The following is a 14250-nucleotide window of genomic DNA, read 5'->3' as shown; positions in this document are numbered from 1 at the left end:
GCCTGATAGGCTTCATATTGCGCGGTCTTCAGCCCCAAAATCCAGCGAGTGATTGCATGGGACTTGTCTGCGGAGAGGGACTTCTGGAAATGCGCACCCCGAAAGCGCTTTGGCTGTCGGGATGCGCCTTGTTCAAACCTTACTGTTCGAGAACGAACGCCGAGGTGTACTTGTCGACATTGTCCTTGGTGATCAGGATGCAGTCGAAGAGCTGCTTTTCGTGATCCACGCCGGTCTTGCCGGTCTTGATGAAGTTGTCGGCCTGCTTGACGGCAGCTTCCGAGAACACGGCAACCGGCTGCAGAACAGTGTACTGCAACTCACCGGCCTTGATGGCTGCAACCGCATCCGGCGAACCGTCGAAACCGCCAACCTTGACCTGATCCAGCTTGCCCGCCTTCTTCAGAGCGGCAATCGCTCCGAGAGCCATTTCGTCGTTACCGGAGATAACGCCGATAATGTCCGGATTGGCCTGAAGCAGGGCCTGCATCTTGTCGTGACCCTGGGTACGGTCCCAGTTGGCGACGTCCTTGCCAGCCTTTACCAGATCGGGATACTGCGACAGAACGGTTTCATAGCCGTTCGAGCGCGTTGCGGCATTGTTGTCGGAAGGCGCGCCGAACAGTTCGACATATTTGCCCTTTTCGCCAACGCTTTCGACCCACTGGGTGGCACCGATGGCTGCGCCCTGCGCGTTGTTGGAAACGAGCTGCGCCTTGGCCAGACCTTCCTGGTTGATTTCCGCATTGACGAGGAAAACCGGGATATTGGCGGCGATTGCGCGCTTGACCGCACCAACCGAGCCGTCCGCATTGGCCGGGTCGAGAATGATGGCAACCGACTTGTTGGTGATGGCGGTGTCGATCAGGTTGCTTTCGGTGTTGGTGTCGCCCTTGTGGCCACCGACAACAGCCTTATAGCCGAGACCTTCGGCGGTCTTCTTGGCGATTTCACCTTCGGTGAACCAGTACGGGTTGGACGGATCGTTGACGATGATCGTCATCAGTCCTTCGGCCCAGGCCGTGCTGGCGATGAGAGGCAACGCTGCCGCCGCGGCGAACAGAACGCGCATTCCCTTCTTGAACATGGTCTCACTCCCTTAAAATTTTCGTTTGCGTTATGCCGGTTCCCCGGCGGTACTTATTTCCATCAGGCCGTTGTCGAGATCATGCGCCTTTCTGGAAACCTTTCGATACGCCCGGAATTTCTGCGGCCCCGCCCGGAACGGTGGGCAGAGCCGCTACCGATCATCGCCGGGAATATTGAATGCTGTTGAGCAGAACCGCGAGCACGATAACCGCGCCGGTAAAGACGGTCTGCCAGTAGGAGGACACGCCGATGATCACGAGGCCGTCGGAAAGGAAACCGATCACGAAAGCGCCGAGAAGTGTGCCCTGGATAGTACCGCGCCCCCCAGTGAGCGCAGCGCCGCCGATAACCACGGCAGCGATTGCCGTCAGTTCGTAGGTGGTGCCTGCCGTCGGGCCAGCGGAGGTGAGCTGCGACGCAAGGATCAGACCCGCGATAGCAGCGCAGATGCCGGAAATGACATAGACCGACACCTTCACGCGCTTGACCGGAACGCCGGACAGTTCAGCCGCGCGTTCATTGCCGCCCGATGCATAGAGCCAGCGGCCGAATGCAGTGCGGTTGAGAACGATGGCGCAGATGATGGCGAGAACGACCAGAACCAGAACACCGATCTGCACGCCGAACAGCTTGTTGAAGCCGAGCCAGTCGAAGCCGGTATTGCCAAGCTCCGGGCGTCCGCCGAGATTATTGTAGGTCAGGCCATTGGTCATCAGAAGCGCTACGCCGCGGGCGCAATAGAGAACGCCAAGTGTCGCAACGAAGGCCGGAACGCGCAGATAGGCGATCAGCACGCCATTGACCGCGCCGACGAATGCGCCAAGCGCACAGGTGATGATAACCACCGCCCAGACCGGGAAATAGAGGATGACGCCGAATTGCTGCAAGGTAACGCCCTGCATCAGGAAACCGGCGACGACACCGGCCAGCCCCAGCGTGGAACCGACCGAAAGGTCGATGCCGCCATTGAGAATGACAAGCAGCATGCCAATGGCAAGCAGGCCGAATATCGCCACGTGCGACGACATGGTGAGGAAGTTGTCGACCGTGAAATAATTCGGCGAAAGGAACGAGAAAACTGCAATGATCGCAATCAGCGAAAAAAACGCGCGGCCTTCGAGCAGAAGATGCACGAGGCTGGGCTTCCGCTTCGCGCCGTTCGGAGCCGCTGTTTCCTTGTTGGTGCTTGTGACTGACATTCTATCAGTGCTCCATAACTATTCTAGAGCGTTTCCAGTAAAAGGGGGGCGCTGGAACCGCTCTATCTATTTGTTTTTACGCTTTATCCAACGCAAAACCGCTTCGCGTTTTTGCTGGAAATGCTTTAGTGACCGACCATGGCTTCGCCCGAGGCGGCCATGATCTTCTCCTTGGACACGTCCGATCCGAATTCGGCGGAGATGCGCCCACGGTGCATGACGATGATACGGTGCGCGATGCTGAGGCATTCGCCGACTTCCGAAGTCGTATAGACCACGGCCAGACCCTGCTTCGCCTTTTCGGCCAGAAGCTTGAACACTTCCGCCTTCGCGCCGATGTCGATGCCGCGGCTCGGCTCATCAAGCAGGATGACTTCCGGCTCGGTCGCCAGCATCTTGCCGATCACGACCTTCTGCTGGTTGCCGCCGGAAAGCGAGCCGATTGCCGCTTCGCCGCCATCGGTCTTGATGTGCACATTCCTGATCGACTGATCGACGATCTGCTTCTCGCGCTTGCGCGATGTGAAAAGACCCTTGGTCATTTCCGCAATGCTGGCGAGCGACAGGTTCTTGCCGACCGTCATCGTCTGCACGAGACCGTCGCGCTGGCGATCTTCCGGCACCAGCACAAGACCCTTCTCGATACGCTGCGCGATGGTGAGGCCGGAAACGTCCTGCCCTTTCAGGAGAACGCGCCCGCTGCTCGCCTTGAGACGACCGGCAACGGTTTCCAGAAGCTCCGTGCGACCGGCACCCATGAGACCGTAAATGCAGACGATTTCACCGGCGCGAACATTGAGCGACATGCGGTCGACAAGCGAAAAGCCTGCGCCGCCCGGATCGGGAACGGTCAGGTTTTCGACGGAGAGCGCCACATCGCCCCATTCATAGCCTTCGGGCGGCGAACCAAGATCGAAATTCTCGCCGACCATGTTGCGCACGATCCATTCCAGATCGATTTCCTCACGCGGCGCATAGGCCGTCATGGTTCCGTCGCGCAGCACAACCGCATGATTGGTGATCTGCAGCGCTTCTTCCAGATGGTGCGAAATATAGACAATGGCGACGCCGCGCGCCGTCAGGTCACGGATCACCTTGAACAGAACCTCGACTTCCGAGGCGCTGAGCGCCGAAGTCGGCTCGTCCATGATGAGAATGCGCGAATTGACCGAAAGCGCGCGGGCGATTTCCACCACCTGCTGCTGGCCGAGGCGCAGTTCCTCGACCGGCGTCAGCGGATCGATATCTTCTTCCAGTTCCTTCAGAAGTTCACGCGTCAGCCGCTCTTCTTCCGCGAAATCGACGCCGGTGGCGGTGCGGATTTCGCGTCCCATGAAGATGTTATCGCGCACATTCATGTTGGGCGCGAGGCTCAGTTCCTGATGGATGATCGAAATGCCGTGGTCGCGCGCGTCGGTGGACGAATTGAACGTCACCGGCTCGCCGTCGAGGATGATCGTGCCGGAAGTCGGCTGGATGACACCGGACAGCACTTTCATCAGCGTCGATTTACCGGCGCCATTTTCGCCGAAAAGCGTCGTGACCTGGCCACGGCGGATTTCGAAATTCACGCCTTTCAGCGCATGAATGCGACCGTAGGACTTGGCGACGTTATGTGCGGCAAGAACGACATCGCCATTTTTGCCTTCAATTTTGGGAGCGGCGCTCATTTCACTTCGAGCCCCACCGGCGTGACGAGCCAGTTCTTCGGATTGACGACCTTGAACACGCCGACAACGGAAACGGTCTTGCCCGTGAGGTTCTCGACATCGACGCCCGAAAGCACCTGCTTCTTCATCTCGTTGTTCAGGGCCGAACCGGCATTCTGATACTCGATCTGGTTCTTGAACTGTCCGAACTGGATCTCGCCGGTGGCGTCGCGCAGGTCCGTGCCGTTGACGGCCGGGCCGGTCTGGACGCGGATCACCACGCCTTCCGGCAGGCCGTCGACCTTCACGACATTGTAGTTGGACTTGCGCTCTTCGACCGTGCCGGAGAACTTGACCGGAATGACCGGATTGACGTCGCCCACGCCATATTTCTTTCCGGCAGCGGCCTTATCGGCAGCGAGAGCCGTTCCCACTTCGACGGCATCGACGGCGCGCTGCTCGACGCTGGCTTTCACCTTGGGGAATTCGGAAGCGCCATAGGCATCGGGGGAGAAAGCCTGCTGGCGCACATCGGATTCAGACCCGATCTTCACGACCTTCGTGTCGAAAGCAATCGCACCGACAACCACCACCGCAGCGATCACACTCCAGACGATGGCGCGGCTCAGCTTGGCGGGTTTTTGTGAAACTTGACTGGTTTGTGCACTCATTATCAAACGCCTTCAGCAATTCTGCCGGATTGTCGTTATTGAAACAGAAGATGCGGCTGAAATCAGACCGCCCGGAGATCATCCCCGATCATCGCTTCCGCGCTCGTCGGGTAGACGAAAGCCTCCGCCGGAGCGGTGCAAGATGCGACAGACGAGAGCATGATATCCTCCGCGTGAATTCCAGGGCCGCTCCTCCGTGCATCCTGGAAACAGATGCGCCGCGATCAGAACTTATGATAGCGGCGTGTTATTAACTCCAATAATGATGTTATAAAGCTCGAAAGCTGTCAATCCGATGTTTTCCAAACGCCGGTGAATTAGCATAATTTCACGCTGAATCGCGATCACGATCCAGCGAAATCCACTACATAATCCGTTACATGACGCGGCATTCCCTGCCCGGCCACTCACGACAAATCTGAGTGAAGCCAAAACCCTCGCTTCAATTATTATGATTTATATTCAATACATTAACTCGTCGTCACCGCGCAAAAGAAGCGGAAGGACGGCGGAAAATCCGGAAGAAAATCGCAAGCGGCAGCCTAGCGATTTTCTCCGCATTCACTGTTTGGTGAAAAAAAATGCGCACTCTCGAAAATTTTACAGACAAGGTGGTAGCGTTATGTTATCTCCAGCTTACGCCATTGCCCGATTTCATTATAAACGGGGCCGCGAGCGATGTATTTTCAGTCGCGGGAGGAATCCAAATGTCAATGAAGGCACATATCCGCCATGCGTAAGACAGGTGACATCATCATCGGGATCGACGCGGGCACGTCCGTACTCAAGGCGGTCGCTTTCGACCTCAGCGGGCGGCAGATCGATTCTGCGGCGGTCCGCAACAGATATGATACCGGCGATCATGGCGCGGTTACCCAGTCGCTTTCCCAGACCTGGCAGGACTGCGCGCGCGCATTGCGCGACCTTGGCGCCAAGCTGCCGGACCTTGCCGAACGCACCGCGGCGATTGCCGTCACCGGACAGGGCGACGGCACCTGGCTGGTCGGTCGCGACAACCAGCCGGTTGGCGACGCCTGGCTGTGGCTCGATGCCCGCGCCGCATCCACAGTGAAACGGCTTGCCGCAGGCCCGATGAACCGCGCGCGCTTTGAAGCGACGGGCACGGGACTGAACACTTGCCAGCAGGGCTCGCAGATGGCGCATATGGACGCTACCGCGCCAGAGCTTCTGAACAATGCGGAAGCAGCCCTTCACTGCAAGGACTGGCTCTATCTCAACCTGACCGGCGTTCGCGCCACCGATCCGTCGGAAGCAAGCTTTACCTTCGGCAATTTCCGCGATCGTCGGTATGACGATGTGGTCATCGAAGCGCTGGGCTTGCAGAAGCGCCGCAATCTGCTGCCCGAGATTATCGACGGCACAGAGGTCCAGCATCCGCTTTCCCCCGAAGCGGCTGCTGCGACCGGTTTGCGCGCCGGAACGCCGGTGAGCCTTGCCTATGTGGACATGGCGATGACGGCTCTTGGAGCTGGCGTGCGCGGCGGCACGGCTGGCGCCGGATGCTCGACCATCGGTTCGACCGGCGTGCATATGCGCGCCAAGCCGGTCGCCGATATTCATCTGAACAAGGAAGGCACCGGCTACGTCATCGCGCTGCCCATTCCCGGCATCGTCACGCAGGTGCAGACCAATATGGGCGCGACCATCAATATCGACTGGATATTGCAGGTTGCAGCCGACCTTATGTCGACGCCGGAAAAGCCGGTTTCGCTTGGCGATCTCATTCCCCGCCTCGACGACTGGTTCAACGCCAGCCGTCCGGGCGCAATCCTCTACCATCCATATATTTCGGAAGCAGGCGAGCGCGGCCCCTTCGTGAATGCCGATGCGCGGGCCGGTTTCATCGGCCTTTCCAGCCGCGACCGTTTCCCGGAACTGGTGCGTTCGGTCGTTGAAGGCCTCGGCATGGCGACCCGCGATTGCTACGCCGCCATGGGCGAAATGCCTTCCGAACTGCGCATCACCGGCGGCGCGGCGCGCTCGAAGGCGCTGCGCAGCACGCTTTCGGCGGCGGTCAATGCGCCGGTGCGCGTTTCTTCCCGCGAGGAAGCGGGCGCGGCAGGAGCCGCCATGATGGCCGCTGTGGCCATCGGCGCCTATCCGAGCATGGACGACTGCATTGCCGAATGGGTGGAGCCTCTGCTCGGCGCGAGCGAAGCGCCGGATGCGGCGCGGGCGCATCAGTATGAAGAACTTTTCGTTGCCTATCGGGAAGCGCGACTGGCTCTGACGCCAGTCTGGGACAAGCTCGCTTCCGGCAAATAAGGAAACATTGAAATGGCTGAACCGGAAACCTGCGACCTGTTTGTAATCGGCGGCGGCATCAACGGCGCGGGCGTGGCCCGCGACGCTGCCGGGCGCGGCCTCAAGGTCGTGCTGGCCGAAAAGGACGATCTGGCGCAAGGCACATCGTCGCGATCCGGCAAGCTGGTGCATGGCGGTCTGCGCTACCTCGAATATTACGAGTTTCGCCTTGTGCGCGAGGCGCTGATCGAGCGCGAAGTGCTGCTCAATGCCGCTCCGCACATCATCTGGCCGATGCGCTTTGTGCTGCCGCACAGCCCGCAGGACCGCCCGGCCTGGCTGGTGCGGCTCGGCCTGTTCCTCTACGACCATCTCGGCGGCCGCAAGAAACTGCCCGGCACGCGCACGCTCGACCTGCGCCGCGACCCGGAAGGCACGCCGATCCTCGACCAGTACACCAAGGGTTTTGAATATTCCGACTGCTGGGTGGACGATGCCCGTCTTGTAGCGCTCAATGCGGTGGGCGCCGCCGAAAAGGGCGCGACCATCCTCACCCGCACGCCTGTCGTCTCCGCCCGTCGCGAAAAAGGCGGCTGGATCGTGGAAACGAAGAACCGCGATACCGGCGAGACCCGCACGTTCCGCGCCCGCTGCATCGTCAATTGCGCCGGCCCCTGGGTCACGGACGTCATCCACAATGTCGCCGGTTCCAACTCGTCGCGCAATGTGCGCCTCGTCAAGGGCAGCCACATCATCGTTCCGAAATTCTGGTCGGGCGCGAATGCCTATCTGGTCCAGAACCATGACAAGCGCGTGATCTTCATCAACCCTTATGAGGGCGACAAGGCGCTGATCGGCACCACCGATATTGCCTATGAAGGGCGCGCGGAAGATGTTGCGGCGGATGAGAAGGAAATCGAATATCTGCTGACCGCCGTGAACCGCTATTTCAAGGAAAAGTTGCGCCGCGAGGACGTGCTGCATTCCTTCTCCGGCGTGCGTCCGCTGTTCGATGACGGCAAGGGCAATCCTTCCGCCGTTACCCGCGATTATGTCTTCGACCTCGACGAAACCAACGATGTGCCGCTGCTGAACGTCTTTGGCGGCAAGATCACCACGTTCCGTGAGTTGGCGGAGCGCGGCATGCATCGCCTCAAGCACATCTTCCCGAAGATGGGCGGCGACTGGACGCATGGCGCACCGCTTCCGGGCGGCGAAATCGCCAATGCCGATTATGAAACCTTCGCCAATACCTTACGCGATACCTATCCGTGGATGCCGCGCACGCTTGTCCATCATTATGGCCGTCTCTATGGCGCGCGCACAAAGGACGTTGTTGCAGGCGCGCAGAACCTCGAAGGGCTTGGCCGTCATTTCGGCGGCAACTTCCATGAGGCCGAAGTGCGCTATCTGGTGGCCAAGGAATGGGCGAAGACGGCGGAAGACATTCTCTATCGCCGCACCAAGCATTACCTGCACCTGACCGAAGCCGAACGCGCCGCTTTCGTGGAATGGTTCGACAACGCCAATCTAGTTGCTTGAGGACGACATGGCCCTTACGCTTTCGCTCAACACCAATCCGCTGGTCAACCGCTTTGCCGAGCCGGACGACCTGATCGAAACGGTTGCCCGCGACCTGCGCCTGCGCGACCTCCAGCTGACCCATGAATTCATCAATCCGAGCTGGCAGGCTTCGACCATCCGCCGCCTCACCCGCGACATGGACAAGGCCTTGCAGCGCACCGGCGTTCGCGTCACCTCCGGCATGACCGGACCCTATGGCCGCCTTAACCATTTCGGCCATCCGGATGCGGACGTGCGCCGCTATTATGTCGACTGGTTCAAGACCTTTGCCGACATTATCGGTGATCTCGGCGGCAAGTCGGTCGGCACGCAGTTCGCGATCTTCACCTATAAGGATTTCGATGACCCGGCGCGCCGCGAAGAGCTGATCAAGATCGCCATCGACTGCTGGGCGGAGGTCGCCGACCATGCGAGCCGTGCAGGTCTCGACTATGTGTTCTGGGAGCCGATGAGCATCGGGCGCGAGTTCGGCGAGACGATTGCCGAATGCATGAGGCTTCAGGACCGTCTCACCGCCGCCGACATGGCGATCCCCATGTGGATGATGGCGGATATCGACCATGGCGACGTGACCTCGTCCAACCCGGACGACTACGACCCTTATGCCTGGGCGCGGGCCGTGCCGAAAGTCTCGCCGATCATCCATATCAAGCAGAGCCTGATGGATAAGGGCGGGCATCGCCCGTTCACCGCCGCGTTCAACGCCAAGGGCCGCATCCAGCCGGAACCGCTCCTGAAAGCCTTTGCCGAAGGCGGCGCGGTGGATAATGAAATCTGCCTTGAGCTTTCCTTCAAGGAACGCGAGCCGAACGACCGCGAAGTCATTCCGCAGATTGCGGAAAGTGTGGCTTTCTGGGCTCCCCACATTGACACCGGCGCTAAGGACTTGAAGATATAGACAATTTAAGGAACCGGACCGCTTTCAATGGCAGATGCTGACGATTCACTGGCGCTGCGCGCCGCCTGGCTTCACTTCGTGGGCGGCATGACCCAGTCAGCCGTTGCCAAGCGGCTCGGCCTGCCATCGGTGAAGGCGCATCGCCTGATTGCCAAGGCCGTTGCCGACGGCGCGGTGAAGGTGAGCATCGATGGCGACATTACCGAATGCATCGACCTCGAAAATCGCCTCGCCGACATGTATGGCCTCGACTATTGCGAGGTCGCACCGGACATTGGCGAGGAAGGCCTGCCCTTGATGGTCCTCGGCCATGCGGGCGCGGATTTTCTGCGCCGCGAGATCGAGCATGGCGATCATGAAGTCATCGGTATTGGCCATGGCCGCACGCTGTCCGCAGCCGTCAGTTATATGCCGCGCGTCGCGGCCAGCAATGTGCGTTTCGTTTCGCTGCTCGGTGGCCTGACGCGCAATTTCGCCGCCAATCCGCATGATGTGATGCACCGCATCGCGGAAAAAACCGGCATGCCCGCTTATGTGATGCCGGTCCCCTTTTTCGCCAACACGGCGGAAGACCGTGAAGTGCTGCTCGCCCAGCGCGGCGTCACCACGGTTTTCGACATGGGGTGCCGCGCCGAACTGAAGATCGTCGGCATCGGCACCGTGGATGCGCAGGCGCAGCTCGTCACATCCGGCATGATAGAATTGAGCGAAGTCGAGGAGATCGCCCACCTTGGCGGCGTCGGCGAAATGCTCGGGCATTTCTTCGATGCAAACGGCCAGCGCCTCGAAACCGCGCTTACCGCCCGCACCATCGCCGCCTCAGTGGAAAACGCCGATATGAGCCGAATCATCGGGCTTGCCGGCGGAATTTCCAAAGCCGAAGCCATTCGCGCCGTGCTGAAAAGCGGGCGTCTCTACGGCCTCATCACCGATGAGCGCACAGCCAGGACCCTTGTTCAACAACCGAATGGAAAATAACAAAATCACATTTTTATCATGGATTTTTTTGTGATTTTGTGATCTAACTTCATGCGATACATGTTCCGCCAACAGATCGGAAACAGCGTGAAGCGCGACGACAGAAGACAGGCGATCATAAACCTTCTCATCGAAAATCAGGCCGTCGATCTCGACGACCTGGCGGATCGGTTTGCCGTTTCCAAGATGACGATCCACCGCGATCTGGATTCGCTGGAACATTCAGGCGTGCTGCGCAAGGTGCGCGGCGGCGCCACCATCGATACCGGCACCCAGTTCGAGAGCGATTTTCGCTTCCGCGAGCGGCAGGATGGCGAAGCCAAGCAGAAGATGGCCCGCGCAGCGCTGGAACTGGTGGAGCCGGGCATGACCGTGATGGTCAATGACGGCTCCATGGCGGCGGTTCTTGGCGGCATGCTGCTGGAAAAGCGCCCGCTGACGGTCATCACCAACAATGCCGTCATCGTCGACGAGCTGAAGGGCGAGAACGGGATCAATCTGATTGCGCTCGGCGGAACCTATTCAGCCAAGTTCAACGCCTTTTTCGGCATCCTGACGGAAGAGGCGCTGTCGCATTTGAGTGCAGACATCGCCTTTATTTCGTCGCCCGCCGTCAACGGGCAGCTTGTCTATCACATGGACGAAAACGTGGTGCGCACCAAGCGCGCCATGACGGCATCCGCCGCCCGCACCTGCCTTCTGGTCAATCACCAGCGGTTCGGGCGCCCTGCCCTCCACGTCATGGCCAACCTGTCGGATTTCGACGCGATCATCACCGACGCCTCTCCCAGCGCGACCGTTCTGGCCGATCTTGAGCAGGCCGGGATCAGACTGACAATAGCAGCAGACTAGGAAACAGTTACGCATGACCAAATTCTGGGTTGGAACGAGTTGGAAAATGAACAAGACGCTGGCCGAGGCCCGCGTCTTCGCGGAAGCGCTGAAAGCTGCCGATGGCGGTCGTTCCGCCGATATCCAGCGCTTTGTCATTCCACCGTTCACCGCCGTTCGCGAAGTGAAGGAAATCCTGTCCGGCACCTCGGTCAAGGTCGGCGCGCAGAACATGCACTGGGCCGATCAGGGCGCATGGACCGGCGAAATTTCGCCGCTGATGCTGAAAGACTGCAATCTCGACATTGTTGAGCTTGGTCACTCGGAGCGCCGCGAGCATTTCGGCGAAACCAACGAAACGGTTGGCCTCAAGGTCGAAGCCGCTGTGCGCCACGGCCTGATCCCGCTCATCTGCATCGGCGAAACGCTGGAAGACCGCGAAAGCGGACGCGCGGCGCAAGTGCTGGAAGAAGAAGTGCGCGGCGCCCTTTCCAAGCTTTCCGACGACCAGAAGCAGGCTGAAATCCTGTTCGCCTATGAGCCGGTCTGGGCCATTGGCGAGAACGGCATCCCGGCTTCCGCCGATTACGCCGATGCGCGTCAGGCGGAAATCATCGCGGTTGCCGAAAGCGTGCTCGGACGCCGCGTGCCCTGCCTTTATGGCGGCTCGGTCAATTCCGGCAATTGCGAGGAACTCATTGCCTGCCCGCATATCGACGGCCTGTTCATCGGCCGTTCGGCGTGGAACGTGGAAGGCTATCTCGACATTCTGGACAAGTGCGCCAGAAAAATCGCATCCAATTAAGGAGTAACATCATGAAAGTAGCAGTAGCAGGCGACAGCGCCGGCGAAGGTCTGGCCAAGGTTCTCGCCGACTATCTCAAGGACCGTTTCGAGGTTTCGGAAATCTCGCGCACGGACGCTGGCGCGGATGCATTCTACGCCAATCTTTCCGACCGCGTGGCGTCCGCCGTTCTCGACGGCACCTATGACCGCGCCATCCTCGTTTGCGGCACCGGCATCGGCGTGTGCATTGCCGCCAACAAGGTTCCGGGCATCCGCGCAGCACTCACGCACGACACCTATTCGGCAGAGCGCGCAGCGCTTTCCAACAATGCCCAGATCATCACCATGGGCGCCCGCGTCATCGGTTCGGAAGTGGCCAAGACCATTGCCGACGCCTTCCTCGCGCAGACCTTTGACGAAAACGGCCGTTCGGCTGGCAATGTCAACGCGATTAACGAAGTTGACGCGAAGTACAACAAGGCCTGATTGCCCGGATTTGTTACACCGGCCCGGAAATGATTTTCGGGCCGGTGTGAACTGAACGCCTCAATTTTCAGGAATTATGGCGGCATAATCCCTTGCGCCGTGCAGGACATGGACGACAACCAACTGGTCGGCATCCACACGGTAAAAGATCAGATAATTGCCATGGATCTTGCGGCGAATGCCCTGCTTTTCATAGCGGGGCACTATGGGAAAAGCCTTTGGAGAGGCAGCAAGCGCCAGGCATTCCCGTTCCATTTCATCAATAAAGGATAAAGCTCTGAGCGGATTGTCCCTCGCGATATAGTCGCCTATCCGCAGGAGGTCATCCGTCGCTTCGTCCGTGAAATGGACCTTCATTCGGTCGTGTCCGGCAGCATTGCCTGATAGCGTTTACGCAAGGCCCCGAAAACTTCCTCCGAGCCGGATGTGCGGTTCGCATCAGCGTCGGCAATCCCGCGCATGATCGAGGCGTCGAGCGCAGCAAGCCGGGTTTCCCGCTCCTGAACCAGACGCACGCCTTCTCGCAAAACCTCGCTTTTCGAGCCGTATCGACCCGTATCGACAAGGTCCTGGACGTAGCTTTCAAGCTGCTTGCCAAGGTCTGCGCTAATCATGGTTGGCCTCCATTGGTTGCGTGATCGCAGGATAAGGCCATTATCAACTATTATCAACGCCCTTCAAAAGCAAAAAAGCGGAAGGTTTCCCCTCCGCTTTTCTATTGTCGTAACGGCAAGATTTAGCTGAACTTCGGGTCCAGCGAGCCATCGCGATAGCGCTTTGCCATGTCGGATAGCGGGATCGGGCGGATGGAAGCCGCATGACCGGCGGTGCCGAACTGCTCGAAACGCTCCTTGCAGAGCTTGGTCATCGCAGCCATTGCAGGCTTGAGGTACTTGCGCGGATCGAACTCGCTCGGGTCTTCCTGCAGGACGCGGCGGATCTGGCCGGTCAGCGCCATGCGGTTGTCCGTGTCGATATTGATCTTGCGCACGCCGTGCTTGATGCCGCGCTGGATTTCCTCGACCGGAACGCCCCAGGTCGGCTTCATCTGGCCGCCATATTTGTTGATGATTTCCTGCAATTCTTCCGGCACGGAAGACGAGCCGTGCATGACAAGATGCGTGTTCGGCAGCTTGCGATGGATTTCCTCGATCACATGCATGGCGAGCACGGAACCGTCCGGCTTGCGGCTGAACTTGTAGGCGCCATGCGAGGTGCCCATGGCGATTGCCAATGCATCGACCTTGGTTTCGCGCACGAACTTCACGGCTTCGTCTGGATCGGTCAGAAGCTGGTCGTGCGACAGCACGCCTTCCGCACCGTGGCCGTCTTCGGCATCGCCCATGCCGGTTTCGAGCGAGCCCAGAACGCCGAGTTCGCCTTCCACCGAAATGCCGCCCAGATGCGACATCTCGCTGACCTGACGCGTGACCGAGACGTTATAGTCCCAATCGGCGGGGGTCTTGCCGTCGGCCTTGAGCGAGCCGTCCATCATGACGGAGGTGAAGCCTGCCTGAATGGCGGTCATGCAGGTGGCGGCTTCGTTGCCATGGTCGAGGTGAACGCAGACGGGGATATGCGGATAGATTTCCGTAACCGCGTCCATCATGTGGCGGAGCATGATGTCATTGGCATAGGCGCGCGCGCCGCGCGAAGCCTGCAGGATCACCGGCGCATCGACGGCATCCGCCGCTTCCATGATGGCCAGCGCCTGTTCCATGTTGTTGATGTTGAATGCCGGTACGCCGTAACCCTTTTCAGCGGCGTGATCGAGCAATTGCCGCAGCGTAATGCGCGCCATTTTCCAGACTCCC

Annotated in this window: 14 protein-coding genes and 1 pseudogene; 8 read left to right on the top strand and 7 right to left on the bottom strand. The window is 59.5% G+C overall.

Annotated features, from left to right (window positions below; all coding sequences use genetic code 11):
• Positions 1-139: 139 nt before the first annotated feature.
• From AC0TNJ_RS16110 to AC0TNJ_RS16095, 4 genes are all read right to left on the bottom strand, one after another.
• Positions 140-1087 carry a substrate-binding domain-containing protein gene (locus AC0TNJ_RS16110; RefSeq protein ID WP_473771673.1) on the bottom strand — a complete coding sequence of 316 codons (948 nt, stop codon included), beginning with the start codon at positions 1085-1087 and terminating at the stop codon, positions 140-142.
• Between the two features lie 160 nt (positions 1088-1247).
• Positions 1248-2288: an ABC transporter permease gene (locus AC0TNJ_RS16105; protein ID WP_473768256.1), complete on the bottom strand. Its 1041-nt coding sequence runs from the start codon at positions 2286-2288 to the stop codon at positions 1248-1250.
• 125 nt (positions 2289-2413) lie between these two features.
• Positions 2414-3958 carry a sugar ABC transporter ATP-binding protein gene (locus tag AC0TNJ_RS16100; RefSeq protein ID WP_122001159.1) on the bottom strand — a complete coding sequence of 515 codons (1545 nt, stop codon included), beginning with the start codon at positions 3956-3958 and terminating at the stop codon, positions 2414-2416.
• On the bottom strand, positions 3955-4608 hold the full coding sequence (locus tag AC0TNJ_RS16095) for a DUF2291 domain-containing protein (protein ID WP_473771672.1): 654 nt from the start codon (positions 4606-4608) through the stop codon (positions 3955-3957). The genes AC0TNJ_RS16100 and AC0TNJ_RS16095 overlap by 4 nt, the downstream gene beginning before the upstream one ends.
• On the opposite strand from AC0TNJ_RS16095, the pseudogene AC0TNJ_RS16090 reads away from it, so the two are divergent.
• The 8 genes and pseudogenes from AC0TNJ_RS16090 to derI all read left to right on the top strand — a co-directional run.
• Positions 4588-4699, top strand: a pseudogene (locus AC0TNJ_RS16090) (ATP-binding protein); the annotation flags it as partial. The gene AC0TNJ_RS16095 and the pseudogene AC0TNJ_RS16090 sit on opposite strands and share 21 nt — an antisense overlap.
• 641 nt (positions 4700-5340) lie before the next feature.
• Entirely contained in the window at positions 5341-6894 is a 1554-nt protein-coding gene (locus AC0TNJ_RS16085; RefSeq protein ID WP_473771671.1) for an FGGY family carbohydrate kinase, read from the top strand.
• Between the two features lie 12 nt (positions 6895-6906).
• On the top strand, positions 6907-8415 hold the full coding sequence (locus tag AC0TNJ_RS16080) for a glycerol-3-phosphate dehydrogenase (protein WP_473771670.1): 1509 nt from the start codon (positions 6907-6909) through the stop codon (positions 8413-8415).
• A 7-nt stretch (positions 8416-8422) separates the two neighbouring features.
• Entirely contained in the window at positions 8423-9355 is a 933-nt protein-coding gene (locus AC0TNJ_RS16075; protein ID WP_473771669.1) for a sugar phosphate isomerase/epimerase family protein, read from the top strand.
• A 27-nt stretch (positions 9356-9382) separates the two neighbouring features.
• Positions 9383-10333, top strand: coding sequence for a sugar-binding transcriptional regulator (locus tag AC0TNJ_RS16070; RefSeq protein WP_473768261.1), 951 nt, complete (start codon positions 9383-9385; stop codon positions 10331-10333).
• Between the two features lie 87 nt (positions 10334-10420).
• Complete coding sequence (locus tag AC0TNJ_RS16065; RefSeq protein WP_473771668.1) at positions 10421-11185, top strand: DeoR/GlpR family DNA-binding transcription regulator; 765 nt, start codon at positions 10421-10423, stop codon at positions 11183-11185.
• A 13-nt stretch (positions 11186-11198) separates the two neighbouring features.
• A complete protein-coding gene (locus AC0TNJ_RS16060; RefSeq protein WP_473771667.1) occupies positions 11199-11969 on the top strand; it encodes a triose-phosphate isomerase in 771 nt (256 codons plus the stop codon).
• An 11-nt stretch (positions 11970-11980) separates the two neighbouring features.
• Positions 11981-12436, top strand: coding sequence for a D-erythrulose-4-phosphate isomerase (gene derI / locus AC0TNJ_RS16055; protein WP_176023832.1), 456 nt, complete (start codon positions 11981-11983; stop codon positions 12434-12436).
• A gap of 60 nt (positions 12437-12496) precedes the next feature.
• Here the strand turns inward: derI and AC0TNJ_RS16050 are convergent, their stop codons facing one another.
• From AC0TNJ_RS16050 to fba, 3 genes are all read right to left on the bottom strand, one after another.
• Entirely contained in the window at positions 12497-12793 is a 297-nt protein-coding gene (locus tag AC0TNJ_RS16050) for a type II toxin-antitoxin system RelE/ParE family toxin (protein ID WP_473771666.1), read from the bottom strand.
• Positions 12790-13050, bottom strand: a complete 261-nt coding sequence (locus tag AC0TNJ_RS16045) for a type II toxin-antitoxin system ParD family antitoxin (RefSeq protein WP_122001167.1) — start codon at positions 13048-13050, stop codon at positions 12790-12792. The genes AC0TNJ_RS16050 and AC0TNJ_RS16045 overlap by 4 nt, the downstream gene beginning before the upstream one ends.
• Positions 13051-13172: 122 nt before the next feature.
• Positions 13173-14237: a class II fructose-bisphosphate aldolase gene (gene fba / locus AC0TNJ_RS16040; protein ID WP_006472452.1), complete on the bottom strand. Its 1065-nt coding sequence runs from the start codon at positions 14235-14237 to the stop codon at positions 13173-13175.
• Positions 14238-14250: the final 13 nt, after the last annotated feature.

It is taken from the genome of Ochrobactrum sp. PL_is483, assembly GCF_055816855.1.
This window is presented reverse-complemented; position numbering and strand designations above follow the sequence as displayed.